At 74.6% G+C, this 25,014-nt stretch carries 24 protein-coding genes and 4 tRNA genes; 12 read left to right on the forward strand and 16 right to left on the reverse strand.

Annotation, left to right across the window (positions count from 1 at the left end):
- Positions 1-86 precede the first annotated feature (86 nt).
- Together GCU60_RS09705 and GCU60_RS09710 are read right to left on the reverse strand one after the other, a co-directional pair.
- Positions 87-159: transfer RNA gene (locus GCU60_RS09705), tRNA-Lys, on the reverse strand.
- Positions 160-259: 100 nt separating this feature from the next.
- On the reverse strand, positions 260-892 hold the full coding sequence (locus GCU60_RS09710) for a LysE family transporter (protein ID WP_163204631.1): 633 nt from the start codon (positions 890-892) through the stop codon (positions 260-262).
- A 69-nt stretch (positions 893-961) separates the two neighbouring features.
- On the opposite strand from GCU60_RS09710, the gene GCU60_RS09715 reads away from it, so the two are divergent.
- Positions 962-1,870: a LysR family transcriptional regulator ArgP gene (locus GCU60_RS09715; RefSeq protein WP_163204633.1), complete on the forward strand. Its 909-nt coding sequence runs from the start codon at positions 962-964 to the stop codon at positions 1,868-1,870.
- A gap of 183 nt (positions 1,871-2,053) precedes the next feature.
- A complete protein-coding gene (gene mqo / locus GCU60_RS09720; protein ID WP_345770506.1) occupies positions 2,054-3,556 on the forward strand; it encodes a malate dehydrogenase (quinone) in 1,503 nt (500 codons plus the stop codon).
- A gap of 445 nt (positions 3,557-4,001) precedes the next feature.
- Here the strand turns inward: mqo and GCU60_RS09725 are convergent, their stop codons facing one another.
- Positions 4,002-4,253 carry a hypothetical protein gene (locus GCU60_RS09725; protein WP_163204635.1) on the reverse strand — a complete coding sequence of 84 codons (252 nt, stop codon included), beginning with the start codon at positions 4,251-4,253 and terminating at the stop codon, positions 4,002-4,004.
- 634 nt (positions 4,254-4,887) lie between these two features.
- Positions 4,888-5,766: a Rieske (2Fe-2S) protein gene (locus GCU60_RS09730; RefSeq protein WP_163204637.1), complete on the reverse strand. Its 879-nt coding sequence runs from the start codon at positions 5,764-5,766 to the stop codon at positions 4,888-4,890.
- A 142-nt stretch (positions 5,767-5,908) separates the two neighbouring features.
- Between GCU60_RS09730 and GCU60_RS09735 the strand changes: the two genes are divergently transcribed.
- From GCU60_RS09735 to GCU60_RS09745, 3 genes are read left to right on the forward strand one after another with little or no spacing between them, the layout of a single operon-like run.
- Entirely contained in the window at positions 5,909-6,475 is a 567-nt protein-coding gene (locus GCU60_RS09735) for a GtrA family protein (RefSeq protein WP_239520844.1), read from the forward strand.
- A 52-nt stretch (positions 6,476-6,527) separates the two neighbouring features.
- Positions 6,528-8,099 (forward strand): metallophosphoesterase, encoded by a 1,572-nt coding sequence (locus GCU60_RS09740; RefSeq protein WP_163204639.1) that lies wholly within the window; start codon positions 6,528-6,530, stop codon positions 8,097-8,099.
- Between the two features lie 23 nt (positions 8,100-8,122).
- The gene (locus tag GCU60_RS09745) at positions 8,123-8,446 is read left to right on the forward strand and encodes a hypothetical protein (RefSeq protein WP_163204641.1); all 324 of its coding nucleotides are present in this window, start codon (positions 8,123-8,125) and stop codon (positions 8,444-8,446) included.
- 12 nt (positions 8,447-8,458) lie between these two features.
- Here the strand turns inward: GCU60_RS09745 and GCU60_RS09750 are convergent, their stop codons facing one another.
- A complete protein-coding gene (locus GCU60_RS09750; protein WP_204261772.1) occupies positions 8,459-9,091 on the reverse strand; it encodes an AMIN-like domain-containing (lipo)protein in 633 nt (210 codons plus the stop codon).
- An 83-nt stretch (positions 9,092-9,174) separates the two neighbouring features.
- Here GCU60_RS09750 and GCU60_RS09755 point away from each other — a divergent pair.
- From GCU60_RS09755 to GCU60_RS09765, 3 genes are all read left to right on the forward strand, one after another.
- A tRNA-Glu gene (locus tag GCU60_RS09755) sits at positions 9,175-9,247 on the forward strand.
- A gap of 31 nt (positions 9,248-9,278) precedes the next feature.
- A tRNA-Asp gene (locus GCU60_RS09760) sits at positions 9,279-9,352 on the forward strand.
- Between the two features lie 24 nt (positions 9,353-9,376).
- Positions 9,377-9,450: transfer RNA gene (locus GCU60_RS09765), tRNA-Phe, on the forward strand.
- A 62-nt stretch (positions 9,451-9,512) separates the two neighbouring features.
- On the opposite strand, the gene GCU60_RS09770 is transcribed toward GCU60_RS09765, so the two are convergent.
- On the reverse strand, positions 9,513-10,547 hold the full coding sequence (locus tag GCU60_RS09770; RefSeq protein ID WP_345770507.1) for a glycosyltransferase: 1,035 nt from the start codon (positions 10,545-10,547) through the stop codon (positions 9,513-9,515).
- Positions 10,548-10,713: 166 nt separating this feature from the next.
- Positions 10,714-11,400 (reverse strand): phosphodiesterase, encoded by a 687-nt coding sequence (locus tag GCU60_RS09775; RefSeq protein ID WP_345770508.1) that lies wholly within the window; start codon positions 11,398-11,400, stop codon positions 10,714-10,716.
- A 224-nt stretch (positions 11,401-11,624) separates the two neighbouring features.
- On the opposite strand from GCU60_RS09775, the gene GCU60_RS09780 reads away from it, so the two are divergent.
- Positions 11,625-11,843, forward strand: coding sequence for a hypothetical protein (locus GCU60_RS09780; RefSeq protein ID WP_163204646.1), 219 nt, complete (start codon positions 11,625-11,627; stop codon positions 11,841-11,843).
- Positions 11,844-11,856: 13 nt separating this feature from the next.
- On the opposite strand, the gene mftG is transcribed toward GCU60_RS09780, so the two are convergent.
- From mftG to GCU60_RS09795, 3 genes are read right to left on the reverse strand one after another with little or no spacing between them, the layout of a single operon-like run.
- Positions 11,857-13,374 carry a mycofactocin dehydrogenase MftG gene (gene mftG / locus GCU60_RS09785; protein WP_163204648.1) on the reverse strand — a complete coding sequence of 506 codons (1,518 nt, stop codon included), beginning with the start codon at positions 13,372-13,374 and terminating at the stop codon, positions 11,857-11,859.
- Positions 13,367-14,680: an AMP-binding protein gene (locus GCU60_RS09790; RefSeq protein WP_163204650.1), complete on the reverse strand. Its 1,314-nt coding sequence runs from the start codon at positions 14,678-14,680 to the stop codon at positions 13,367-13,369. The genes mftG and GCU60_RS09790 overlap by 8 nt, the downstream gene beginning before the upstream one ends.
- On the reverse strand, positions 14,677-15,546 hold the full coding sequence (locus GCU60_RS09795) for an MBL fold metallo-hydrolase (RefSeq protein ID WP_163204652.1): 870 nt from the start codon (positions 15,544-15,546) through the stop codon (positions 14,677-14,679). Before GCU60_RS09795 ends, GCU60_RS09790 begins: the two co-directional genes overlap by 4 nt.
- A 59-nt stretch (positions 15,547-15,605) precedes the next feature.
- Between GCU60_RS09795 and GCU60_RS09800 the strand changes: the two genes are divergently transcribed.
- Positions 15,606-16,109 (forward strand): hypothetical protein, encoded by a 504-nt coding sequence (locus GCU60_RS09800; protein ID WP_163204654.1) that lies wholly within the window; start codon positions 15,606-15,608, stop codon positions 16,107-16,109.
- Positions 16,110-16,165: 56 nt separating this feature from the next.
- Here the strand turns inward: GCU60_RS09800 and GCU60_RS09805 are convergent, their stop codons facing one another.
- From GCU60_RS09805 to GCU60_RS09820, 4 genes are all read right to left on the reverse strand, one after another.
- Positions 16,166-17,515, reverse strand: a complete 1,350-nt coding sequence (locus GCU60_RS09805) for a M23 family metallopeptidase (protein ID WP_163204656.1) — start codon at positions 17,513-17,515, stop codon at positions 16,166-16,168.
- Between the two features lie 152 nt (positions 17,516-17,667).
- Complete coding sequence (locus GCU60_RS09810; protein WP_163204658.1) at positions 17,668-18,495, reverse strand: ATP-binding cassette domain-containing protein; 828 nt, start codon at positions 18,493-18,495, stop codon at positions 17,668-17,670.
- A complete protein-coding gene (locus GCU60_RS09815) occupies positions 18,492-19,493 on the reverse strand; it encodes an ABC transporter permease subunit (protein ID WP_163204660.1) in 1,002 nt (333 codons plus the stop codon). Before GCU60_RS09815 ends, GCU60_RS09810 begins: the two co-directional genes overlap by 4 nt.
- Positions 19,494-19,546: 53 nt before the next feature.
- Complete coding sequence (locus GCU60_RS09820; protein WP_163204661.1) at positions 19,547-20,548, reverse strand: sugar ABC transporter substrate-binding protein; 1,002 nt, start codon at positions 20,546-20,548, stop codon at positions 19,547-19,549.
- Positions 20,549-20,701: 153 nt separating this feature from the next.
- Here GCU60_RS09820 and GCU60_RS09825 point away from each other — a divergent pair, with 153 nt between their 5' ends.
- Entirely contained in the window at positions 20,702-21,766 is a 1,065-nt protein-coding gene (locus GCU60_RS09825) for a Glu/Leu/Phe/Val dehydrogenase dimerization domain-containing protein (RefSeq protein WP_163204664.1), read from the forward strand.
- A 232-nt stretch (positions 21,767-21,998) separates the two neighbouring features.
- Positions 21,999-22,187 (forward strand): DUF3073 family protein, encoded by a 189-nt coding sequence (locus tag GCU60_RS09830; protein ID WP_430537414.1) that lies wholly within the window; start codon positions 21,999-22,001, stop codon positions 22,185-22,187.
- Positions 22,188-22,370: 183 nt separating this feature from the next.
- On the opposite strand, the gene purM is transcribed toward GCU60_RS09830, so the two are convergent.
- Together purM and purF are read right to left on the reverse strand one after the other, a co-directional pair.
- Positions 22,371-23,435, reverse strand: a complete 1,065-nt coding sequence (gene purM / locus GCU60_RS09835; protein ID WP_163204667.1) for a phosphoribosylformylglycinamidine cyclo-ligase — start codon at positions 23,433-23,435, stop codon at positions 22,371-22,373.
- Complete coding sequence (gene purF / locus GCU60_RS09840) at positions 23,432-24,970, reverse strand: amidophosphoribosyltransferase (RefSeq protein ID WP_163204669.1); 1,539 nt, start codon at positions 24,968-24,970, stop codon at positions 23,432-23,434. Before purF ends, purM begins: the two co-directional genes overlap by 4 nt.
- Positions 24,971-25,014 lie beyond the last annotated feature (44 nt).

Below are 25,014 nucleotides of genomic sequence, written 5' to 3' on the forward strand. Positions count from 1 at the left end.
GCAGCCGCGGACGTGCGTGTGGGCGCCGTGTGGGCGCGACCACCAGCCGAGACTCGCGGGATAGGTAAACGTGCAGGCCAGCGCGGTGGGCCCCGTGGGGATCGAACCCACAACCCGCGGATTAAAAGTCCGCTGCTCTGCCAATTGAGCTAGAGGCCCGGGCACGGACGACCGTCCGGACGACGTCCGGAGCCCTCGCGACCCGGGGGAAGGGTACTGCCGGACCTCCGACTCCTCGGCCCACCGCGACGACTCGACCTCAGAGCTCGCCCACGCCCCGCACGACGAGCGAGACGGCGAGCGCGGTCATGACGACGGCGATGACGCCGTCCAGCACCCGCCAGGCCGCCGGCCGGGCGAACACCGGGCGCAGCAGGCGCGCGCCGAAGCCCAGGCCGGTGAACCAGACGACGCTGCCCACCGCCGCACCGGCGGCGAACTCCCACCGGTGCTCCCCGTAGGTCGAGGCCATCGAGCCCAGCAGCACCACGGTGTCCAGGTAGACGTGCGGGTTGAGCCAGGTCAGCGCCAGGCAGGTGCCCACGGTCGCCATCAGCCCGGTCCGCACGCCGGCGGCGTCCGGCAGCAGGGCACCCGGCCGCATCGCCCGCCGCGCGGCGAAGAGCCCGTAGGCCAGCAGGAACGCCGCTCCGGAGAAGCAGACCACCGGGATCAGCCAGGGCACCCGCGTCAGGGCGGCGCCGGCGCCCAGCACCCCCGCGGCGATGAGCAGGACGTCGGAGATCGCGCACACCGCCACCACCGCGGCCACGTGCTCCAGCCGCAGCCCCTGCCGCAGCACGAACGCGTTCTGCGCGCCGATCGCCACGATCAGCCCGAGGCCGAGCGCGAGCCCGGAGGCGACGGCGACCAGCGCCGGGGTGGTGAGCACGAGGAGACGCTAGGAACCAGCGGAGCCGCGGTCCAGCTCATGATTCTTCCGACACATTAGCGTTGCTTCATGGATCTGGACCTCGCCCAGCTGCGTGCGCTGGACGCCACCGTCCGCGGCGGCACCCTGGAGGCGGCCGCCCGGGCGCTGCACGTCACGCCGTCGGCGATCAGCCAGCGGCTGCGCGCCCTGGAGGTCGCGACCGGACGCATCCTGCTGGTCCGGTCCAGGCCCGTCCGGCTCACCGAGTCCGGTCAGGCGGTGCTGCGCCTGGCCCGCCAGATCGACCTGCTGACCGCCGACGTCGCCCGCGAGCTCGGCGACGACCCCGCCGCGCCCGAACGCGTGCCCACGCTGCCCATCGCGGTGAACGCCGACTCCATGGCCACCTGGGTGCTCCCCGCCCTGGCCCCGCTGGCCGGCGAGGTCGCCCTCGACCTGCACCGCGAGGACCAGGAGCACACCAGCGCCCTCTTGCGCGCCGGCACCGTGATGGCGGCGGTCACTGCGGACGCCGAGCCGGTGCCCGGCTGCACGTCCACCCGCCTGGGCAGCATGCGGTACCGGCCGATGGCCACCCCGGCCTTCGCCCGGCGGTGGTTCCCGGCCGGCCCCAGCCCCGAGGCGCTCGCCTCCGCGCCGGTCGTCGTCTTCGACCGCAAGGACGACCTCCAGCACCGCTACCTGCACGCGCAGGCGGGCGACGACGTCGCCCCGCCGGTGCACTACGTCCCCGCCTCCGCCGACTACGTCGCCGCCGTCGCCCTCGGGCTCGGCTGGGGCATGGTGCCCGACCTGCAGGCCCGCACGACGACGCCGGAGCTCGTCGTCCTCGATACGGCGGCAGCGGTCGACGTCGTCCTGCACTGGCAGCAGTGGCGGCTGCGCTCCACCGCGCTGGACCGCGTGCGCGAGGCCCTGCTCGCCGTCGCCCGCCGGGAACTGGACCAACCGGAGCGGTCCCCGGTCACCGGATAGGTGGGCTCCGCAACCGCCCCGCGGGGCAGGCGGAAGATCCGGCGGTGCATCCTTGAGGCGACGCGCACGTGGGTACTGGTGACGGAGTTCATAGCCCGCAGGGCACATGCAAGGGCGCCCGTGAGCCGACCATCGATGCAGGGGCGCCGCAGCGCTCCGCCGAGCACCGCCAGAGAGGCAGACGTGACTTCCGAGCGCAGCGCAGTTCCCGACAGCGCGAATCCCGACGTCGTACTCGTCGGGGCCGGCATCATGAGCGCGACCCTGGCCCAGCTGCTGAAGGTCGTCGCCCCGGACTGGAGCGTCGCCGTCTTCGAGTCCGGTAGCGCCGTCGCGGGCGAGAGCTCGGGCCCCTGGAACAACGCCGGCACCGGCCACGCCGCCCTCTGCGAGCTCAACTACACGCCCGCGGACGAGAACGGCCGGGTGGACCCGACCAAGGCCACCACCATCAACGAGCAGTTCCAGGTCTCCCGCCAGTTCTGGTCGCACCTCGTGCGCAACGGGATGACCGGGTCGCCCAAGGACTTCATCTCCCCGGTCCCGCACCTCAGCTTCGTGACCGGCGAGAAGGGGCGCAGCTACATGCGCGCCCGGCACTCCGCGCTCGCCGCCCAGCCGCTGTTCGAGGGCCTCCAGTACACCGAGGACCACGCCACGATGGCCGAGTGGCTGCCGCTGATGATGGAGGGCCGCGACCCCGAGCAGATCGTCGCCGCCACCCGCTCGGACGCCGGCACCGACGTCAACTTCGGCGCGCTGACCCGCCTGATGCTCGACGACGTCGCCCCCAAGGGCGTGAACGTCTACCTCAACCAGCGCGTGCAGGAGTTGGAGAAGGAGTCCGACGGCCGGTGGAAGGTCACCGTCCGCGACACCGACTCCGGCGAGGAGATCTCCGTCCGCACGCGGTTCGTCTTCGTCGGTGCCGGCGGCGGTGCGCTGCCGCTGCTGCAGAAGGCGGCCATCCCGGAGATCCGCGGCTTCGGCGGGTTCCCCGTCAGCGGGCTGTTCCTGCGCACCCGCTCGCCCGAGCTGGTCAGCCGGCACCAGGCCAAGGTGTACGGCCAGGCCGCTGTCGGCGCCCCGCCCATGTCGGTGCCGCACCTGGACCTGCGCCTGATCGACGGCGAGTACTCGCTGCTGTTCGGCCCCTACGCCGGCTTCTCGCCCAAGTTCCTCAAGGCCGGGTCGATGTTCGACCTGCCCAAGAGCGTCAAGCCCAACAACCTCGGCTCGATGCTCGGCGTCGGCCGCACCGAGCTGGCGCTGACCAAGTACCTCATCGGCGAGCTGCTGCAGAGCCGCGGCGCCCGGCACAAGACCCTGACCGGCTTCGTGCCCACCGCCGAGCAGGACGACTGGGACATGGTCACCGCCGGTCAGCGCGTGCAGGTCATCAAGCAGGACCCGAAGACCGGCAAGGGCGTCCTGCAGTTCGGCACCGAGCTGATCGTGGGCGGCGACGGCACCATCGCCGGTCTGCTGGGGGCCTCCCCCGGCGCCTCGACCGCCGTCGCGGCGATGCTCACGCTGCTGGAGCGCTGCTTCCCCGACCGCGTGGACGCCTGGCGCCCGCTGCTGCAGGAGGCCATCCCCTCCTACGGCCGCTCGCTGGTCACCGACACCGCGCTGCTGGCCCAGGTCCGCGCCGACACGATGCAGACCCTGGAGCTCAACGGCTGACGCCGCGCTCCGCACACAGCGCCCGGAGGGGCCGGTCCCGCCGGGGACCGGCCCCTCCGCGCGTCAGAGCACGTCGAGGACCAGCAGCAGCACCAGCGTGAGCAGCGCGGAGATCAGCAGCGACCCGAGGCAGCCCAGCCGGCTGCTGAAGAGGAAGAACATCGTCCGTCCGTGCCCAGCGGGGCCTCCTGCGCACACCCTGTGTGCCGGGTGTCACCCGCGCGCCCGCCGGACCACCCGTTCAGGGGATCGCGGGCCGCACCGACGGTTACGTACGGTCATCATCGTTCCGGTCGGGAAACGCGCCACTGACGTTCCCGTCCGCCGCATCGTCCGCCCTGCGCCCTGTGCGCCGGCGGGTACGACCCCGGCCCGGCTGACCCGTTCCCCCCGGGGCAGCCGGGCCGGCTTCTTTCCCGGACCGTCTCCTTCCCGGCCCTCCCGCTCAGCCGCCGGCGCACACCCGCCGCACGAGATCGCCCAGCGCCCCGCGCAGGTCGTCGTCCACCGGCAGGTCGACGACCACCGGCGCGTCCTTCCCCAGTGCGACGTCGAGGGGGAACACGTAGGGCTGCTTGGTCTCCGCCAGCACGTGCGGGTCGCACGTCGCCGGCCGGAACGTGATCGGCACGGCTCCGCGGTCGGTGTCGGGGCCGAGCCGCACCGGCAGCTCCTCCACCGCGACGTCCACGAGCACGCTCCGGCCGACGCTCGACCGCCACCGGGCCCTCCCCGCCCCGCCGGCGCACCGTGAGCCGCCCGGTGAGCTGCTCCTCCTCCGCCACCAGGTCGGTCACCGCCACGTCCACCACCGCCGCCACCGCCTCCTCCGCGCACGCCTCCCCGTGCACGCGGGAGGGAACGGCGCCTGCCAGCGGCACCGTCAGCTCCTCGACCCGCCCGTCGGGCCGGACGACGGTCAGCAGCGCAGCCGCCGGCTCGGGCGCGACCCCGCAGTCGGGCCGGCCGTACGGGGTGGGGAGGTCGATCACCCGGCCCGGCGCGAACTCCGCCGTCACCGGGGTGGGCGGTAGCGCGGCGAAGCCCGGCACGGCCAGCGCCACGGCGCGCACGGCGAAGGGCTCGTCCCCCGTGGCGGTGATCCGCACCTGGAAGCGACCACCCACGGCTTCGTCGGTGCGCAGCAGCACCGCCTCGGCCGCGATCCCCGGAACGGGCGGCAGCTCCGGCGCCGCCGGGGGACGACGGTCCCCGTCCGCCGGTGCGCCCGGGGTCGAGCAGGCACCCAGGGCGAGCGCCAGCGCCACCAGCACCGGGACCCGCCGCATGGCCCGGCAGCCTAGGTCCGCCGCGCGTGCGGCGGCACTCCCTCAGCGGTGCCGGCTGGGTACCCGCGCCATGACGCGGCCGGCCTCCATGCGGACCTCGAGCTTCTCCTGCGGGTTGGCGGCCGGACCGCGCCGCGGCTGGCCGTCGTCCAGGTCGAAGGCCGACCCGTGCCACGGGCAGACCAGGCAGTCCGAGCCGCGCACCGTTTCCACCACGCCCTCGTCGAGCGGGCCCGACAGGTGCGAGCAGGCCGCCACGAAGACGTCGACCCGCCCGCCCCGGCGGACGACGGCCAGCGGGACCGCCATGCTGCCCCCCTTGCCGGAGCGCATGGTGGGGCGCCCCTCCGGGAGGTCGTCCAGCGGCCCCAGGTCGATCCAGTCGGTGGACAGCGCCCGGACGGCCGTCGCCGCGTGGGAGGCGCCCGAGGACTGGGCGTAGGACATGTGCCCGCCGATCGCGGCCGATCCCCCGGCCAGGCCCAGGCCCCCGTAGGACAGCAGCCGGCCGAGGCCGTCGCGCCCCTTGCCCCGGGCGACCAGCGAGCCCACGTACAGCCCCAGCGCGGCGGTGTTCAGGACGGCGTGCAGCGCACCCAGCCGGCGGACCCCGGTGCCCTGCTCCGACCAGTCCGCCGCCCCCGACAGCGCGGCGGGCACGGCGGCGGCCACCCCGGTGCCGATCAGGACCGTCGCGGCCGGTCGCAACCGCGGCACGGCGTCGAGGATGCCGGCGGAGACCCAGCTGCCCACCGGGACCTGGACGAGGACGGGGTGCAGCGGGTGGCCCAGCCAGGTGCCGTGCAGGAGGTCCTTGACCGCGGGCTTCAGCCCCTTCTGCACGGCCGACCGCGCCGGCTCGATCGCCTTGTCGAACGCCGACACGTCCGCGACGCGGTCCAGGAAACCCATGAGGCTCATGGCCGCCCCCTACCCGCGTCCGCACCGCTCGACGCACGTCCCGGGGTCGAGGACCCACAGGCAACCGTGAGCAACGACACGGGTGAGTGCCAGTGACGACCGGCATAAACGGTGGTGACACGGGTTAGCCGGAGGAGGAGCCTTGACCCTGCTCGACCTCGACGACCCGCCCGACTGCCGAAGGACCCCCGTGACCAGCCCGTACCTGCTCCGCCGCGGCCATGCCGCCGAGGCATTCGGCGACCTGTCACGGGCGACGGCGCGGTGGGTGCAGGACACCACGCCCCGGCTCACGGCGCGACTCCGCCGGGACGACACCACCGCCCAATTCATGCGGTTCGTGCTCGTCGGCGCGGCGACCACGGCGGTCTACGCGCTCTTCTTCATCGCCCTGCGGGGCGGGGGCTACCTCACCGCCCACCTGCTGGCGACGGCCGTGTCCACGGTCCTGGCCAACGAGATGCACCGCCGGCTCACCTTCCGCGCCGACGACCGCGTGCACTGGTTCACCGCTCAGTGGGAGGCCGGTGGCGTCACCGTGCTCGGCCTGCTGGCCACCAGCTCGGCTCTGGGCCTGCTGGAGGCGCTCACCGTGACCTCGCACCTCGCGCTGCAGATCGCCACCGTCGCCACCGTCACCGCGTTCATCGGCCTGATGCGCTTCCTCGCGCTGCGCTGGATCTTCCGCCCCGCTCACGCCGAGGGCTGATCGCGCGGCCAGCCGCGCTGAGGACCGGCCGGTCTCTGGCTAGCCTCGTCAGGTGACCGAGCCGAGCCCGCGCGAGTCCCCGTGGCCGCGTCGGGCCCGGAAGACCGGTCTGTGGGCCGCCCGCGTCGGCCTGGCCCTCGGTGGCGCGCTCGTCGCCGTCCTGCTGTTCGCCCGCATCTCGGCACCGATCGGACCGTTCGACGCGACCCTGGCGTTCCGGCCCGCCGGCGGCGGCGCCCAGGTGTCCGTGGCGCCCCTCGGCGAACTGGTCGTCGACGTGTACGACGGGCCGCTGCGTCTCGACGTCGTCCTGGAGCGGGTCGACCAGGAACGGGCCGCGGCCCTCGCCAGCGACCCGGTGAAACTCGCCGGCGTCGTGGACCGGGTGACGGAGAACCTGCAGGACGCCGTGGTCCGGCTCATCTGGCTGACCGCGCTCGTGGCCCTCGCCGGCGGGGCGCTGACCTCGTGGGCGGTGCTCCACCGCCGTCGCGAACCGCTGATCGCCCTGGGCGTGACCACGGCGGTCCTGGCCGGCACCGGCGCGATCGGGGCGGCCACCTGGCGTCCGGAGGCGCTCTCCCAGCCGACGTACACCGGTCTGCTGGTCAACGCCAACAGCCTGATCGGCAGCGCCGAGGACATCGTCGCGCGGTTCGACGCCTACCGGGCCTCCCTCGAGGACCTGGTGTCCAACGTCGGCACCCTCTACGCCACCCTGTCCGCCCTGCCCGCGCCCGGCGGGGACGACGACACCGTCGCGCTGCTGCACGTCTCCGACCTCCACCTGAACCCCGCCGGCTTCGACCTGCTGGAGCAGGTCGCCGAGCGGTTCGACGTGGACGCCGTCCTCGACACCGGCGACATCACCGACTGGGGCAGCCCGCCGGAGGGCCGGCTGATCACCTCCGTGGGCACGCTGGAGGTGCCCTACGTCTACATCCGCGGCAACCACGACTCCGCGGTCACCGCGGCCCTGCTCGCCAACCAGCCCAACGTCACCGTGCTGGACGGCTCCGCGACCACGGTCGCCGGCATCCGGATCGTCGGCACCGCGGACCCGCGGTTCACCCCGGACAAGAGCACCGGCGACGACGACGTCGGCGAGGACGTGCTGGTGAACTCCGGCCAACAGCTGGCCGACCTGGTGGACACGATGGACCCGACGCCCGCGATCGCCCTGGTGCACGACCCGAAGCAGGCCCCGCCCCTGGACGGCGCCGTCCCGCTGGTGCTGGCCGGCCACACGCACGAGCCGAAGGTGTCCGAGCTCGACGACGGCACGCTGCTGATGGTCCAGGGCTCCACGGGCGGCGCCGGGCTGCGCGGGCTCCAGGGGGACTTCCCCGAGCCTCTGACGGGCACGGTGCTGTACCTCGACCCTGACACCGGGGCCCTGCGGGCCTACGACGAGATCACCCTGGGCGGCCTGGGCGAGACCGAGGTGACCATGGAGCGGACGATCCTGCCGCGCTTTCCCGACGCCGCCGGGGACGGTGCGGCCCCCGCGGACGGCACGATCCCCGAGGACGCGATCCCGAACGCCCCCGTCCCCGACGGGGCGATCCCGGACGGGGAGGGGGCCGCCGGCGTCGCCCCGGCGCTGCCCTCCCCGCCCGGCTGACCGCCCGACCCTAGGCTGAGGGCATGTCGACGACGACCCGTGCCACCCGTCTCGCCGGTGGCCTGCTCGCCGGCGGCCTGCTGCTGGCCGGCTGCTCCTTCACCTCCCAGAACGTCTCCTGCTCGGGAGGCTCCTGCTCCGTCACCCTCACCGGCGACGGCGCGCAGGCGGAGATCCTCAACACCACGCTGACCTTCGGCGGGGTCCAGGACGGCCGCGCCACGCTGAGCGTCGGTGGCGCGAGCGTCTCCTGCGGCGAGGGCGAGAGCGTGAGCGCAGGGCCCCTGCAGCTGGCCTGCTCCGGCATCACCGAGGACTCCGTGGAGCTCACCGCCAGCGTCAACTGACGGTTGGCCGGCTCAGCCGGTGTGGGCGACCTCCACCACGACGCGTGGAGGGTCCTCCGCCAGGTACACCCGGAACGGGCGGGGAGCCGTGCTGCCGACGAACGCCGACGTCACCCCTTCGTAGGTGGCCCCGAAGACCACCTCGGTGACGGCGCCGGTGCCGGCCGCCGCCATCAGGGACGGCCCGGAGTACTCGTCGACGCCGGTGTCGAACGGGTACCCGGCGCCGGTGATGCGCACCTGCAGGACGGATTCGCCCGCAACCTCCACCGGGGCGCCGCTGCCGTCGGCGGTCGGCTCGTCCACGTACCGGACGTCCCAGCCCGGCGTGCCCGCGCCACCGAGCTCGAACACCACGCGGTCGAACCCCTCCTGCGCGCCGAGCCGGACGTCGCTGACGGTCAGTCGGGCGTCCTGCGACGGCTCGGCGGTGTCCGGTTCCGTGTCGGCCGGGAAGTCCGACGGCGTCGCCGGCTCGTCCGGCTCCGGACGGGGTGCGGCGGTGCTGCTGCCGGCGCCCGGCTCCGGGGCCGCCGACGGGGACGTGCCCGAGCCGCCGTCGCCGGCACAGCCGGCCAGCAGGGCCAGAGCCGTGAACAGGGCCGCGGGCAGGGCGGGAAGGGAGAGCAGAGGGGTGGCGCGCACGGGCCCACCCTCGCATCGGGGCACCCCCGGTCCGAGGAGGCGCGAGGGGCATGTATTGTTCTCGCTGCCCCCGGCGAACGAGAGCCCTCATCGTCTAGCGGTCCAGGACGCCGCCCTTTCAAGGCGGTAGCACGGGTTCGAACCCCGTTGGGGGCACGATGCACCACGAGCAGAGCACCACAAGCAAGGCCCTGTAGCGCAGTTGGTTAGCGCGCCGCCCTGTCACGGCGGAGGTCGCGGGTTCGAGTCCCGTCAGGGTCGCTTTTCCGGCGGATACGCCGGGAGGGGCAGGTAGCTCAGTTGGTACGAGCGCTCGCCTGAAAAGTGAGAGGTCGGCGGTTCGACCCCGCCCCTGCCCACCTCACATGCGGGCCCGGCGCAGCGCGCCGGGCCCGTCCCCGTTCCCGGCCCCGCGCGTCGTCTACGACCAACTGCGGTCCGCCGCCACCTGGGCGTAGACCTCGGCGTGCACCTGCCGCACGGCAGCGCTCTGCTCCGCACGCCAGGCCCGGTCGGCCGGACGGGGCATCGGACGGGCCAGGGCGGCACCGATCGCGCCGGCCAGCGACACGGCGTCGAACCCGTCCCGCTCGTCGTTGCCGTAGGAGACGACGTCGGACCACTGGTGGCCGAACCAGCCGCAGCTGGGCGCCACCACGCGGGTGCCGACGTCCCGGCAGATCTCCAGGTCCCGGGAGTGCGTGCCGCACCGCTCCGGGAGGACGGCCACGTGCAGCTGCTGCAGCTGGGCGGGCCAGCCCGCGACACCGAACCGCACGAGCTCCAGCTGCCCGTCGGCGGCCAGCTCGACGACCGCGGGATCGAGGGCGGGCACCTCCGCCTCCTCCACGAGGACCCGCAGCCGCCCGCCCCCCGACACGGCGCCCGACAGCGCCGCCCGCACGAGGGCGACCGGATCGGGCACCGCCGCGGAGGCCGGGCCGATCCGGATCCCCACCAGCCCGCGCTCCGCGCCCAGCTCGGGGTCCGGGGCGCAGAGGGACGGGTGCGCGACCACGATGGCGGTCCGGCCGTACCGCTCGGCGATGTCGTCGGCCGCCCCGGGGGTGAGCGTCAGCACCACCTCCGCCGTGGACAGCACGGCCGCCAGCGCCCTGTCGGGCGGGCCTCCCGAGCCCGCGGGGCCGCTCAGCTGGTGCACCGTCACGACAAGGGGCACGCCGAGCCGCTGCAGCTCCTCGGCCCACGCCTCCACGACCGCGTCGTCGAGGTACCCGTAGCCGGCGTGCAGGTGCACCACGTCGACGTCGCGGGTGTGCTCGGCCAGGGAGGCGACGTCGCGCCACGGGCCGACGACGGCGTCCCGCGCCACCCGCTCGACACCGTCGGGGACGACCGCGTCGACGTAGGGGTCCCGGTGCGGGATCGTGGCGATCCGGATGCCTGCGCCGACGACGCCGGGCAGCCCGGTATCCGGGGGTTGTGCAGGGCTCACGCGACGGTGCGTCTCCTCGTGCGGTCGAGCATCGCGACAGCACGACGGTGTCGCTCGACGTCCTCGGGCCTGACTGGTGGTTGAGCAGGTCTGAACCGTCCTACCCCACGCGTCCGTCAGCGAACCCGGAACCGACTCCATCGGGTGAGCTGGCGTGTCGTGCGCGTCACCGGCCCTCGGGTCCGGCGACACGGGCGGCGGCGTAGGCCGGCGCCCGGAACCGGGCCAGCGGCCCGTCCGGGACCAGTCCGGGCGGCGGGTTGCGGACGGCGTCGAAGCGCACGGCCGGGTCGAGCGGCCCCCGCGACCCCGTGCTGCGAAGCCGGGCGAAGGGTCGCCAGCCCTCGCCCGCGACGGCGGCGGCCAGGGTGAACACCAGCGCGCCCGCGTCCGCCGCCGCGGCCACCGGCGCGGGGTCGGAGGACAGCCCCGACGTCTCGGCCCGGGCGGTGATCCGCACCGGCCCGGCCGTGGTGGAGTAGGCCATGATCGAGCCGTAGGAGACGGCCTCGCCGATCCGCGGGATCGGCACCCGCCGGGACCAGGGCCCGCGGCCGGCACTGGACAGCAGCAGGTCCACCGGCGCCTCCTCCGCTCCGAGGCGGATCGCCAGGCCGAGGACGTCGGGCAGGGGCGCCGGCAGCCCGGCTCCGCGGGACAACCGGACGACGACCGGCTCGCTGTGCTCCGCGTCCAGCCAGGGCACCTCGACGGGCGGCGTCGCCCCGTACCGCTCCAGCACCGCGTCGAACACCGCGCCCCGGGGGTGCACGGCCCGGCCGTGCCGCCAGCGCGCCACGGCGCCCACGGGCACGGCCACCGCCCGGCCCGCCAGTTCCGCCAGATCCGCCACCGGACCCCTCCCGTCCATCCGGAACGCCCGCCCTACCCCCGGCAGCGACGCTCGTATCCAAGGAACCGCCGGGCCTCGGGAGCGCGGTGCGGCACGGCTGGCGATAGTCGCTGTTACGCATGGGACGCGAGCCGCTCCGACAGGCGAAGTGTGCGCCTGTCGAGGCCCATGTCAGTGAAGTTCTGCCGAGTGACACGGAACGGTCCGCGCCCTACCTTGAGTACATGCTCTCCACGCTCTTGGTCATCGGCGGTGTGCTGGTCGGTCTGCTCGTGCTGCTGGCCGTGATCGTGAGCCTCAGCGCCCGGCCGGCCACGGCCACGCGCACCTCCGGGAGCGGCACCCGCACCCCGGTCTGGGCGGCCGACGCCGGCCGCCCGCACCCCGACGCCTGGTCCGCCCCGGCTCCCGCCACCACCAGCGAGATGCCCGCCGTCCGCTGATCCCGCGCGGCGGTCAGCCGCCGGCCATCAGCTCGGCCGCCCGCTCCCCCACCAGCACCGCCGCGGCCGCCGGTCCACGGCTGGGCACGCGCGGCAGCACCGCCGTGTCGACCACCCGCAGTGCCTCGACGCCGCGCACGCGCAGCTCCTGGTCCACGACGGCCCCTGCATCCCCGTCCGGACCCATCCGGGCCGTTCCGGACAGGTGCACGGCGGTGGTCAGCCGCTCGCGGATCCAGCGGTCGAGCCCGGCGTCGTCCCGCGGGAGGTTCCCCGGCTCGCCCACCTCGCGCAGCGCCCGCGTCGACATCAGCTCCGCCGCGAGCCGCACGCCGGCCCGCATGCGGGCGACGTCGGCGGCCTCGGCGAGGTGGCGGTACTCGACCAGCGGCGGGGTGAACGGGGAGGCGTCCACGAGCGCGAGCCGGCTCCGGCCCTCGGTCCGCTGCAGCCCGACGCCCACCTCGATCGGTCGGCCGGGCGCCGCCCGGCCGGTCATCACCTCGGCGAAGGGCGCCAGCCAGGGCAGCACCTCGAGGTCACCCGGTACGGCCGCGCCGTCGGAGGTCGCGTGCAGCACCCCGTGCAGCGGCGACTCCCCGAGCCCGGCGGCAACCCCCTCGCGCGGGGAGAACGGCAGGTAGACCAGCGGGTGGTCGGTGGCGCCCGTCCCGACGCCCGGCGCGTCGACCAGCACCTCGATCCCGGCCGCCCGCAGCTGCCCGGCCGGGCCGACGCCCGACAGCAGGAGCAGGTGCGCCGAGCCGACCGCACCGGCGCTGAGCACCACCTCGGCGGCCCGGACGTCGCCGTCCGCCGTCCGGACGCCGACGGCCCGCCCCCGCTCCACGAGGACCCGCAGCACCTGGACGTCGCCGCGCACGGTCAACCCCGGATGCCCCCGGCGCGGGGCGAGGTAGGCGTCGGCGGCACTGATCCGCACGCCGTTCCGCACGTTGCGCGGCAGGGGCCCGTAGCCGGGCTCCCCACCGGCGTTCTTGTCCGGCTCCGCCGGCAGCCCGAGCTCGACGGCGGCCCGGGCGAACGCGTCGGCCAGCGGTGGGCCGCCGCGGGGCCGCGCCACCGGCACCGGCCCGTCCGCGCCGTGCCCCGGCCGGGACCCGAGGTCGAGGTCGCTCTCCAGGCGCACCAGCGCGGGCAGCAGCCTGTCCCAGGCCCACAGGTCGTTGCCCTCGGCGGCCCAGCCGGCGGCGTCGTGCGGGGTCGGGCGGATGAAGTAGCCGGCGTTGATCGCGCTCGACCCGCCCACGACGCGGCCCCGGGGCACCCGCACCGTGCGCCCGTCGGGCAGCAACCCGGGCAGATCCCAGTTGGCGGGATGCCCGGGGACCGCAGCGCGCAGCGTCCCGGCGTCCCGCAGCTCCTCGGGGACGTCGGAGGCCCGCGGGTGGTCCGCGCCCGCCTCCAGCACCAGCACCCGGCGGCCGGCGTCGACCAGCCGGGCCGCCAGCGCGCACCCGGCGGTTCCCGCGCCGACCACGACGACGTCCCAGCCGCCCTGCTCAGCCATCGGCGAGGCCGAGCACCCCGGGCAGGTCCAGGCGGCGCACCTTGCCGGTGGAGGTGCGCGGCAGCTCGGCCACCGGGTGCAGCGTCTTGGGCCGCTTGGCCGGTGCCAGCCGCTCCCGGGCCCAGGTGCCGAGTTCACCGGCATCGGCGTCGCCCACGTACGCGGCCACCACCCGCTGCCCCCAGTCGGGGTCGGGCACCCCGAACACCGCGCTCTCGATCACGGCCGGATGGGCGTCGAGGACCGCCTCCACCTCGGCGGGGTAGACGTTCACCCCGCCGGAGATCACCAGGTCCTCGCGGCGGCCGTCGAGCCACACCACGCCGTCCTCGTCCACCCGGCCGAGATCGCCCACGGTGACCCGGTCGCCCCGCCAGGCGGCCGCGGTCTTCTCCGGTGCCCGCCAGTACTCGAACCGCGCCCACCGGGGCACGGCACACCAGAGCTGGCCCCGCTCGTCGGTCTCCAGCCGCCGGCCCGGCCGTGCCCGTCCCACGCTGCCGGGGTGCGCCAGCCAGTCCTCGGGAGAGCAGACCGTGAACTGGGCCTCGGTGGAGCCGTAGAACTCCCAGACGCTGCCCTCGGGCAGCGCCGCCAGCACCGCCCGCTTCAGCGGCTCCGGACAGGGCGCCCCCGCGTGGACGAGGCGCCGGAAGGAGGACCAGTCGACGCCCGCGTGCGCGATGAGGCGCTGCAGGTGGGTGGGCACGCAGAAGGTCGTGGTCGGCCGGAGCGTGCTGATCGCCGCGGCGGCCCGCTCGACGTCGAAGGCGCCCGGAAGCAGCACCTCCCCTCCCGCCAGGAGGGTGTGGATCGCGAACCGCAGCGGTGCGCTGTGGTGCAGCGGCGAGAGCACCAGGTGCCGGTCACCGGGCCCGAATCCCCACAGCTCGATCTCCTCGGCGGCCAGCGCCCGGGCGTCCTCCTCGGCCAGCACTCCGGACCAGACGCCCTTGCGCCGGCCGGTCGTGCCCGACGTGTAGTGCATCGGCCTGGCCAGCGGCACGTCGGCGAGTTCGGCCTCGTCGTCGCCGAGCAGGCGCGCCGGGTCCCCTCCCGCGTCAAGGCCCGGGTCGGCGTCCTCCGCCAGCGCCGCGCGTTCGTCGTCCGGCAGCGCCGGGTCCAGCACCACCGGGACGATCCCCGTGCGCAGCGCGCCCAACACGACGGCGAGCAGCTCCGGTGACGCGGTGGCCGACAGCAGCAGCCGGTCGCCGGGCCGCAGGCCGGCAGCGGCGAGCGCGGCTGCCGCCCGCCGCTGGTCGCGCTCGCTCCCGGCGCTGGTGACCAGCGGGACGTCGGTCACGCCGGGCGCACCTCCTCGGCGTTGCCCAGCACGACCCGGCCCTCGGCGGCCAGCTTGTCCAACGTGGCACGGGTGGACTGGGCAGCTGCCGGCCACACCTCCCGGGGCACCTCGGCGTAGACCGTGGCGACGAGCTCGTCCACGGTGGCGGCGCCCGTTCCCAGCGCGTCCAGCAGCTGCTGCTCGCGGTACGCCCGGTGGGCCAGGTAGAAGTCCAGCACCGCGCCCGGGTCCTCGGTCAGCTCCGGGCCGTGGCCGCAGTACAGCGCGCCGGGGCCGAGGTCGTGCACGCGGCGCAGCGACTCCAGGTAGGCCACGACGTCGCCCTCCGGGTGCGTGACCACCGACGTCCCCCGCCCCAGCACGTGGTCGCCGACCAGCACGGCGCCGGACTCCAGCCGGAACGCCAGGTGGTCGGCCGTGTGGCCGGGGGTGGCGACGACGCCGAAGGCGGTGCCGGCGAGGGCGAGCCGCTCGCCCGGCTCCAGGACCCGGCCGCCCGGACCGGCGACCGCGCCGCTGCCGGCGGCCACGGGCACGCCGAACCGGCCGCCCCACGGGAGGGCCGCCTCCGCGTGGTCCCCGTGGTGGTGGGTGACGAGGACGGCGACGCACCGGGCGCCCCGCGCCTCGAGCGCGGCCTCCACGGCGGCGAGGTGCGCGGCGTCGTCCGGGCCCGGGTCCACCAGCACCGCCTGCCCGCTGCCCGGCGCGCCCACGACGTAGGTGTTCGTGCCGTCGAGGGTCATCGGGGACGGGTTGGGCGCCAGCACCCGGGTGACCAGCGGCTCGAGGTCGGCGGTGCGCGGCAGGGCGCCGAGGCCGGGCAGTCCCCAGCCGGCGCGGGGATCGGACGGGGCGGTCACGGCCCGCACGCTATCGCCGGTGCCTCTACGGCGCGCTCCCGGTGGCTACCCTCCGGCGCATGCACCGTTCCATCCTGCTGCGCCGCAGCGGACTCTCCGTGGCCGCCGCGGTCGTGCTGCTCACCGGCTGCGGGGGGTCCGACGGGGAGGACTCCGCGCCCGAGACCCCCATGACCGCCGCGGAGTCCACCGCGGTGGCGGCCGGTTCGGAGTTCTGCACCCAGGCGGCCAGCATCCAGGAGCGCCTGGAGGCGACGGCCGGCGGCGTGTCCGACCCCACGGAGCTCCCCCAGGTCATGCAGCGGGCGGCCGACGAGATCCGGGCGATCGATGCCCCCGCCGAGATCGAGGCGGACTGGAGCGCCCTGGCCGACGGGGCCCAGAGGTTGTCCGAGACCCTCTCCGGCATCGACTTCAGCGACCCGAACGCCCTGGCCACCCTGGAGCAGGAGCTCACCCCGCTGCAGCAGGACCTGGAGACGGCGTCGACCAACGTCGAGACCTATCTGCGCGACGACTGCGGCATCGACGTCTCGGCCGGCTCCGCCACGCCCGGCGGCTGAGGGAGGCCCCTGCACCGCACCGCTCCCCCCGCACGGGGTGCCTGCCGCAGTCCCTGTCAGCCACCGCAGGCCCCGACCGTGACACCGCGAGCGTTCAGCCACGACACCGGGTCGGCCGCGCCGGTGTACATGGATCCGTTCGGATGCACCTCGAAGTGGACGTGGGGCCCCGTCGAGTTGCCCCTGTTGCCGACTTCGGCGATCCGCTCACCTGCGACGACCCGGTCGCCGGTGCGGACGAAGTAGTCGTTGATGTGGCCGTACACGTAGATCGCTCCGTCATCCCCTTCCAGGTAGACAGCCAGTCCGAATCCCGTGGCCGCTCCCGCCCGGCGCACGGTGCCTGAGATCGGCGCGTACAGGGGTGTACCGATCGCCGATGCGACGTCCACGCCGTTGTGGTTGACCCCCCACCGCGGACCGAAGCAACTGGTGACGCGGCCGGAGAACGGCTTGAGGTACCTCCCGGAACCCGACGAAGCGCCACCGCTGCCGCCGGGGTCGTTGCGCGCTGCCGTTGCGGCCTCCTCGGCCGCCCGGGCCGCCCGCTCGGCCGCCGCCGCAGCGGCTGCCTCCTCGGCCTGCTTCTGGGCCACCCACTGGTCGTGCGCGTTGCGCGCGCCCTGCAGCTGGAGCAGCTGGATCTCCGCGGCCTTCAGCTGCTCCTCGTACTGGGCCTTCTGCGCGTCGACCTCGGCGTACGCGGCCTGCTGCGCGGCGAGCTGGGCATCGGCCGCCGCCTTGGTCTCCTCCGCCGACGCCTCGGCCGCGGCCCGCTCGTCCCGGGTGGCACGGGCGCTGGACTCGGCGTTCGCCTGCCGGATCCGGGCCACCTCCAGCGTGCCCAGGACGTCGAGCTCGTTCTCCGCGACGTAGTCCAGCATCGCGGCGCGCTGGATGAGCTCACCCGGTCCGCGGGAGTCGAGCAGTGCGGCGGAGCTGGCCAGCGAGGAGCCCTGCATGTAGCTGTCGCGCGAGAAGAGCGCGATCCGCGCCTCCGCCGCGGCGACCTCGTCGGCCGCCGCCTGCAGCTCCAGGGCGGCCTGCGCGGCCGCGGCCTGCGCCATCTCCAGCGCCTCCTTGGCGGCCTCGTAGGCGGTACCGGCAGCCTCGGCCTGGATGCCGACCCGCTCCAGCTGCGCCTCCGCGCCGGCGAGCAGCCCGAGGAGCCGGCCGACCTCGGCCGCGGCGGCGTCCTTCGTGCCCTGGGCCGCACCCAGCTGGCTGTCGCTCGGGTTGGGCGGCGGGGGCGGCAGCGCGACGGCCGTGCCGGCGCTCCCCAGGAGCACCGCTCCGGCGACCACGCCGACCAGGGCGGTGCGCAGGGCACGGACGGAGCGGCGAGCGACGGGCCGGCGGCGGCCGATCCGAGGGGTCAGCGGTCCGGTCGGACGGCGCTGGTGCATGACTCGCTCCCTGGGGAAGAGGGTGGGGCGTTGAGCCCAGCGAGAGTCGCACCGTCACCACTAGTCACAAAGGCAACACGCGGTACCTGTGCCGCGCCGCGATCAGAACGTTCAGTGACCGCCTCGTGGCTGTCGGTTTGTCGACATCGCCGTCAGTCGGCGGGTCGTTCCAGCTCGTGCGCCAGCGCCTCGAGCTCCGCGCCACCGGCCATCAGGCGGGTCAGCTCGTCCCGGTCGATGTCGGACTTGCCGAACTCGCCGAGGCTGCGCCCGCGGTTCAGCACGAGGAACCGGTCGCCCACCGGGTAGGCGTGGTGCGGGTTGTGCGTGATGAGCACGACGCCGACGCCCCGGTCGCGGGCCTGGGCCACGTAGCGCAGCACCACCCCCGCCTGCTTGACGCCGAGGGCCGAAGTGGGCTCGTCGAGGATCAGCACCCGCGCGCCGAAGTGCACCGCCCGCGCGATGGCCACCGACTGGCGCTCCCCGCCCGACAGCGTTCCGACCGGCTGGTCGGGATCGCGGATGTCGATGCCCATCGCGGCCAGCTCGCGCCGGGTGACGTCCTTGGCGCGCGCCGAGTCGAACCGGCGGAACGGTCCCCGGCCCTTCGTGGGCTCCGCGCCCAGGAAGAAGTTCCGCCAGATGGCCATGAGCGGGATCATCGCCAGATCCTGGAAGACCGTGGCGATCCCGGCGTCCAGGGCCTCGCGGGGTGATCCGAAGGCCACCGGCCGGCCGTCGAGCAGCACCTGGCCGCGGTCGGCCCGGTGCACCCCCGACAGCACCTTGATCAGCGTGGACTTGCCGGCGCCGTTGTCGCCGAGGACGCAGGTGACCTCCCCGGCGCGCACCGTCGCGCTGATGCCGTCCAGGGCGATGACCGTGCCGTAGTCCTTGCCGACGTCGCGCAGCTCCAACAGGGGCGCGGCGTTCCCGGGCTCGTTCCGCGACGGGACGGCAGCGGGCCGGGTGGTCATCGGCGGGCCGCCTCGGCGTAGCGGCGGACCAGCCGGTTGGCCAGCACGGCGAGCAGGAGCATCGCGCCGAGGAAGAAGTAGAACCAGTCCGCGTCCCAGCGCAGGTACGGGATGCCCAGCTGCGTCATGCCGAAGATCAGGGCACCCAGGGAGGCGCCGATCGCCGAGCCGAACCCGCCGGTGAGCAGGCAGCCACCGATGACGGCGGCCACGATGTAGATGAGCTCCTGCCCGATGCCGGTGTTGGCCTGGACCGAGGTGAGCCGCACGGCCAGCGTCGTGCCGACGAACCAGGCCGCGGCCGCCGTCGTCATGAACAGGGCGATGGTGGTGCGACGGGCCGGCACACCGACGTTCCGGGCGGCGACGTCGTCCCCGCCGGTGGCGAACACCCAGTTGCCGAACCGGGTGCGCAGCAGCACCCAGGTGGCCAGGGCGGTGAACAGCAGCCACCAGAGGACGGCGACGCGCACCTCCGCCCCGAAGACGCTCACCCGGGACGCGAACACCCACTCGGCGGCCCCGTAACCGGGCACGTCGTCGATGCCGCCCACGGTGACCGTCCCGGTGAACAGCTTCGTCAGCCCCAGGTTCAGGCCCTGGAGCATCAGGAACGTGGCGAGCGTGATGATGAAGCTCGGCAGCCCGGTGCGGGTCACCAGCCAGCCGTTGAGGAAACCGATGGCGAGGGCGAGCAGCAGGGCGACGCCGATGGCCACCCACAGGTTCTGCCGCAGCTCGGTGGCCACGATGCCCACCGTCAGCGCCGTCGTCCCGACCATCACGCCGGCGGACAGGTCGAAGTGGCCGCCGATCATCAGCAGGGCGACCGCCACGGCCATGATCCCCAGCGTGGAGGCCGGGTCCAGCCAGTTGGCGATGCCGCGGGGCGAGCGGAAGGTCTCCGACTGCACCGCGAAGAACGCGAAGACCACCACGGCGCCGACCAGCGCGCCGAGCTCGGGCTTGACCAGCAGGCGGCGCAGCGGGCCGGGCACCGACGTCCGCTCGTCCGTGCGCCGACCCGCCGGCGCGGTGGCCTCCCGGGTGCTCAGCGCGTGCCGGCCGAGGCCAGGTCGGCGATCTCGTCGACGTTGTCGGCGTCCACGATGCCCGGGCCGGTGAGGACCGGCTGCCCACCGCCGACGGTGTTCAGGTTCTCGGCGTAGAGCTTGAGCATCACGACCGGCAGGTAGCCCTGCTCGTACTGCTGCTGGTCGACGGCGAACGCGATGTCACCGGCCTGGATGCCGCTGATCACGTCCTCGTTGAGGTCGAACGTCGCCACCTGCGCCTCAGCGCCCGCGTCCGTGGCCGCCTCGACCGCGACGGCGGCGACCGCGGAGTTGAGGGTGAGCACCGCGTCGATGGACTCGTCGGCCTGCAGCTGGGCCGCGATCGACGACTGGGCGCCGGTGAGGTCGTTGATGTCGACCTGCATCACGGTGAAGTTGCCGGGAGGCGAGCCGGCCGTGGCGAAGCCCTGCGAGGCGCCCGAGCAGCGCTGGTCGAGGCCGATGTTGCCGGCCTCGTGGGTGACGCACAGCACGCTGGTCGCACCGTCCTGCCCGAGGCGCTCGCCGGCTCCTCGCCCCGCGACGACCTCGTCCTGCCCGACGTGGCCGATCGCGCCGAACCCGGTGGACCGCTCGCCGCCGGAGTTGATGGTGACGACGGGGATGCCCGCCTCGACCGCCGCCTCGATCGACTCCTGCAACGCGTCGGGGTTGGCCATCGAGACGACGATGCCGTCGGCTTGCGAGTTCACCGCCGCGTCGATCAGCTGCGCCTGGCGCTGGGGGTCGCCGTCGCTCTGGTAGTCGACGTCGATGCCGAGGTCCTCCCCCGCCTGCTCGGCGCCGTTCTGCACCACGTCCCAGAACGCATCACCGGCCGAGCCGTGGGTGATCACCGAGAAGGCCAGGTCGCCACCGCCGGAGCCGCCACCGGAGGAACCGCCGCCGTCCGTGTCGCCCCCGCCGTCGGTCGTGCACGAGGCGAGCAGCAGGGGCGCGGCCACGGCGAGTGCCAGCAATCGCTTCGGTGCGGGCATGGGGGTCCTCCTGTGCTCGCGGGCACGCGCCCGCGCGGTCGTCTGCCCCTGGATCATGCCCCTCCGGGCAGCCGCCGGCCGCGAGGAGGGGCCGGTCGTGGCGGGGGTCTCCTCCGTCCGGGCGACAGCGCGACGGGTTCTAGGCTTCCTCTCGTGGACGTCCTGGGTTCCGGTCATGAGCAGGTCGTGTTCTGCAGCGACGCCGAGTCGGGGCTGAGGGCGGTCATCGCGATCCACTCGACCGCCCTGGGCCCGGCGCTGGGTGGCACACGCTTCTACCCCTACGCCGGCGAGGACGCCGCGGTCGCCGACGCCCTCCGGCTGTCCAAGGCCATGTCGTACAAGAACAGCCTCGCGGGGCTGGACCTGGGCGGCGGCAAGGCGGTGATCATCGGCGACCCGCGCACGGACAAGACCGAAGCGCTGCTGCGCGCGTACGGCCGGTTCGTGGAGTCGCTCGGCGGGCGCTACCTGACCGCCTGCGACGTCGGCACCTACAACGCCGACCTGGACGTGGTCGCCCGGGAGACCCGGTTCGCCCACGGCCGCTCGGAGGCCTACGGCGGCTGCGGCGACTCGTCGGTGCTGACCGCCTACGGGGTCTTCCAGGGCATGCGGGCCGCCGCCCAGCACTGCTGGGGCTCCCCGTCGCTGGCCGGCCGGACCGTGGCGATCGCCGGCGTCGGCAAGGTCGGCTCCTGGCTGGCCGGGCACCTGGTCGACGACGGCGCCGACGTGGTGGTCACCGACGTCGACCCGGCCGCCGTCGAGCGGCTGCGGGCCCGCCACCCGCAGGTGCGCGTCGTCGAGGACACCGCCGCCCTGGTGCGGACGCCGCACGACGTCTACGCCCCCTGCGCGCTGGGCGGAGCCCTGGATGCCGACACCGTGGCAGCGCTGCCCGCGCGGGTGGTGTGCGGCGGAGCCAACAACCAGCTGGCCACGGCCGACATGGCCGGCCGGCTGGCCGAGCGCGGCATCCTCTACGCGCCGGACTTCCTGGTGAACGCCGGCGGCGTGATCCAGGTCGAGGACGAGCGGCACGGCTTCTCCTTCGCCCGCGCCCAGTCGAAGGCCTCGGGCATCTTCGACGTCGCGCTGCGCGTGTTCGCGCTGGCCGACGCCGAGGGCGTCTCACCCGCGGTGGCGGCCGATCGGCTGGCCGAGCAGCGCATCCGCGAGGTCGGCCGGCTGGCCACGATCCGGCTCCCCCGCTGAAGAAGGACCCCGTCCTCCCCACCCCTCGCACGCTCGGGGCGGTGCCCTGGACGGGGCCACGGGGGGAGGGCGTGTGCCCGCCGCGGATCCGTGTCGTAATGTTGTCCGAGACATAGTCACTCAGTCGGGGTCGCCACGCGGGCCGCATCAGCCGCTTGGCTGGTCCACCGCACTCCGTAACGAGGGGGTCGAGCCGATGGGGCGCGGCCGAGCGAAGGCCAAGCAGACACGCGTGGCCCGTGAGCTCAAGTACAGCTCACCCAACACCGACCTCACCGCGCTTCAGCGCGAGCTGGCCGGTTCGTCGTCGACCTACACCGCGCCTCCCGCGGTGGATGACGACGACGAGGACGAGGACGACACGTACGCCGATCGTTGGGCGGACGACGACTCCGACGACGACTGGGCGGCCAGCCGCTGACCGGCCGCTCCTCCGTCTGACCACCACGACACCGCGGCCCTCCGGGGCAGCGGTGTCGTGGTGTTGCGGCGCGGACGACGATCTCCGTCGCCGCCCGAGTTCAGGCGACCCCTCGTACCGGCCGGGTCGGCACTCGACACCCGACCGCGGCCGGCCGGGTGCCGGGCGCGGGCGCGGGACGGGTCAGCGGTAGGAGCCGGTCAGCTCCGCGGCCGGTGCGGCGGCGTCGGGCCGCTCCCGCAGGCTCCCGGCGACCCAGGCGGGCACTCCGCGGCCGGTCAGCAGCCGGACGGCGGCATCGGCGTGCTCCGCCGCCACCGCGGCGACCATGCCCACCCCGCAGTTGAACGCCCGCTCCGACTCCGCGCGCGGCACCCCGTGCTCCTCCATGAGGCGCACCGCCGCCGGCAGCGCCCACGTGCCGCGGTCCAGCACGGCCTGCAGCCCGTCGGGGACCACCCGCGCCGTGTTGCCGGCCAGCCCGCCACCGGTGATGTGCGCGTAGGCGTGCACGCCCTCGACACCGAGCTCGTCCACGAGCGCGAGGCAGTCCAGCGCGTAGATGCGGGTGGGCTCGAGGAGCTCGTTCCCCAGCGGGCGGTCCAGCCCGGCCGGGGTGCCGGTCAGGTCCAGGCCGGCGGCGGAGACCACCCGGCGGACCAGCGAGTAGCCGTTGGAGTGGAAGCCCGAGGAGGCCATCGCGATCACCGCGTCGCCGGCCCGCACGCGCTCGGGGCCGAGGACGGCGTCGGCCTCGACGACCCCGACCGCGGTGGCGGCCAGGTCGTACTCGTCGGCGTCCATGAGGTCGCCGTGCTCGGCGGTCTCCCCGCCCACCAGCGCGGCGCCGGCCTGGGTGCAGCCGGCGGCGATGCCGGTGACGATCGCGGCGATCCGCTCGGGGACGACCTTGCCGCAGGCCACGTAGTCCTGCAGGAAGAGCGGCTCGGCGCCGCAGGCGACCAGGTCGTCGACGACCATGGCCACCAGGTCGATGCCGACCGTGTCGTGCCGGTCCAGCTGCCGCGCCAGGGCGATCTTCGTGCCGACGCCGTCGGTCGAGGAGGCCAGCAGCGGCTTGCGGTACTTCGCGGTGTCCAGCGCGAAGAGACCGGCGAACCCGCCCAGCCCGCCGACGACCTCCGGCCGGTTGGTCTTCTCGACCGCGGTCCGCATGAGCGTGACCGCGCGCTCGCCGGCGTCGATGTCGACGCCGGAGGCGGCGTACGTGAACTCGGGCCCGGTCATGGCCGACGCAGCGCGTCCTCGGCGCCACCGGGCACCGACGCCGTCCCGGCCTGCTGGCCGGTCCAGCCGGTGACCGCCCGCTGCCCGATGCCCTCGAGCACGTGCTTGCCCAGCACCTCGGGCTGGCCCAGGTCGATCGGGTACTGGCCGGTGAAGCAGGCGGTGCACAGCCGGTTGCGCGGCTGCTCCGTGGCGGCGATCAGCTCCTGCTCGGAGACGTAGCCCAGCGAGTCGGCGTTGATCGAGGCGCGCACGCCGTCGATGTCCAGCCCGTTGGCGATCAGCTCGGCCCGGCTGGCGAAGTCGATGCCGTAGAAGCACGGCCACTTCACCGGCGGGGAGGCGATGCGCACGTGCACCTCGACGGCGCCGGCCTCGCGCAACATCCGGATGAGCGCGCGCTGGGTGTTGCCGCGGACGATCGAGTCGTCCACGACGACCAGCCGCTTGCCGCGGATGACGTCGCGCAGCGGGTTCAGCTTCAGCCGGATGCCCAGCTGCCGGATGGTCTGGCTGGGCTGGATGAACGTGCGGCCCACGTAGGAGTTCTTGACCAGACCCAGGCCGTAGGGGATGCCCGACGCCTCGGCGAAGCCGACCGCCGCCGGGGTGCCCGACTCCGGCACCGGGATGACCAGGTCGGCCTCGGCCGGGTGCTCCTTGGCCAGCCGGCGGCCGATCTCCACGCGGGCGGCGTGCACGCCGCGCCCGGAGATCGTGGTGTCGGGGCGGGCGAGGTAGACGTACTCGAACACGCAGCCCTTGGGCTGGGCCGGGGCGAAGTGCTGACTGCGCAGACCGTTCTCGTCGATCGCGATCAGCTCGCCGGGCTCCACCTCGCGCACCATGGAGGCGCCCACGATGTCCAGGGCCGCCGTCTCGCTGGCCACGACCCAGCCGCGCTCCAGCCGGCCGAGCACCAGCGGCCGCACGCCCTGCGGGTCGCGGGCGGCGTAGAGGGTGTCCTCGTCCATGAAGGTCAGGCTGAAGGCGCCGCGCAGCTGCGGGAGCACCTCCATCGCGGCGGCCTCGACGGACAGGTCGGGGCGGGCGGCGATCAGCGCGGTGATCAGGTCGGAGTCGTTGGTGGCGAGGAACGCCCCGGCGACGCCGTCGTCGGCCGCCTTGACGGCCAGCTCCGCGGTGTTCACCAGATTCCCGTTGTGGCACAGCGCCAGACCGGTGCCGGCCTCCGTCGTGCGGAAGGTCGGCTGGGCGTTCTCCCAGGTGGACGCGCCCGTGGTGGAGTACCGCGTGTGGCCGACGGCGAGGTGGCCGCGCAGGCTGCCGAGGGTCGCCTCGTCGAAGACCTGGCTGACGAGCCCGAGGTCCTTGAAGACGACGACCGAGGCGCCGTCGGAGACGGCGATACCGGCCGCCTCCTGGCCCCGGTGCTGGAGCGCGTACAGGCCGAAATAGGTCAACTTCGCGACCTCTTCGCCCGGCGCCCAGACACCGAAGACGCCACAGGCGTCCTGGGGCCCCGGGGACTGGGGATCGAGGTCGTGCGTCAGCCGTCCATCACCACGGGGCACGGGGTCGAGCGTACCGGCGCCCGCCACCCCGCCCCGAGCCGATC

Source organism: Blastococcus saxobsidens (assembly GCF_010682065.1).
Taxonomy (GTDB): domain Bacteria; phylum Actinomycetota; class Actinomycetes; order Mycobacteriales; family Geodermatophilaceae; genus Blastococcus; species Blastococcus saxobsidens_B.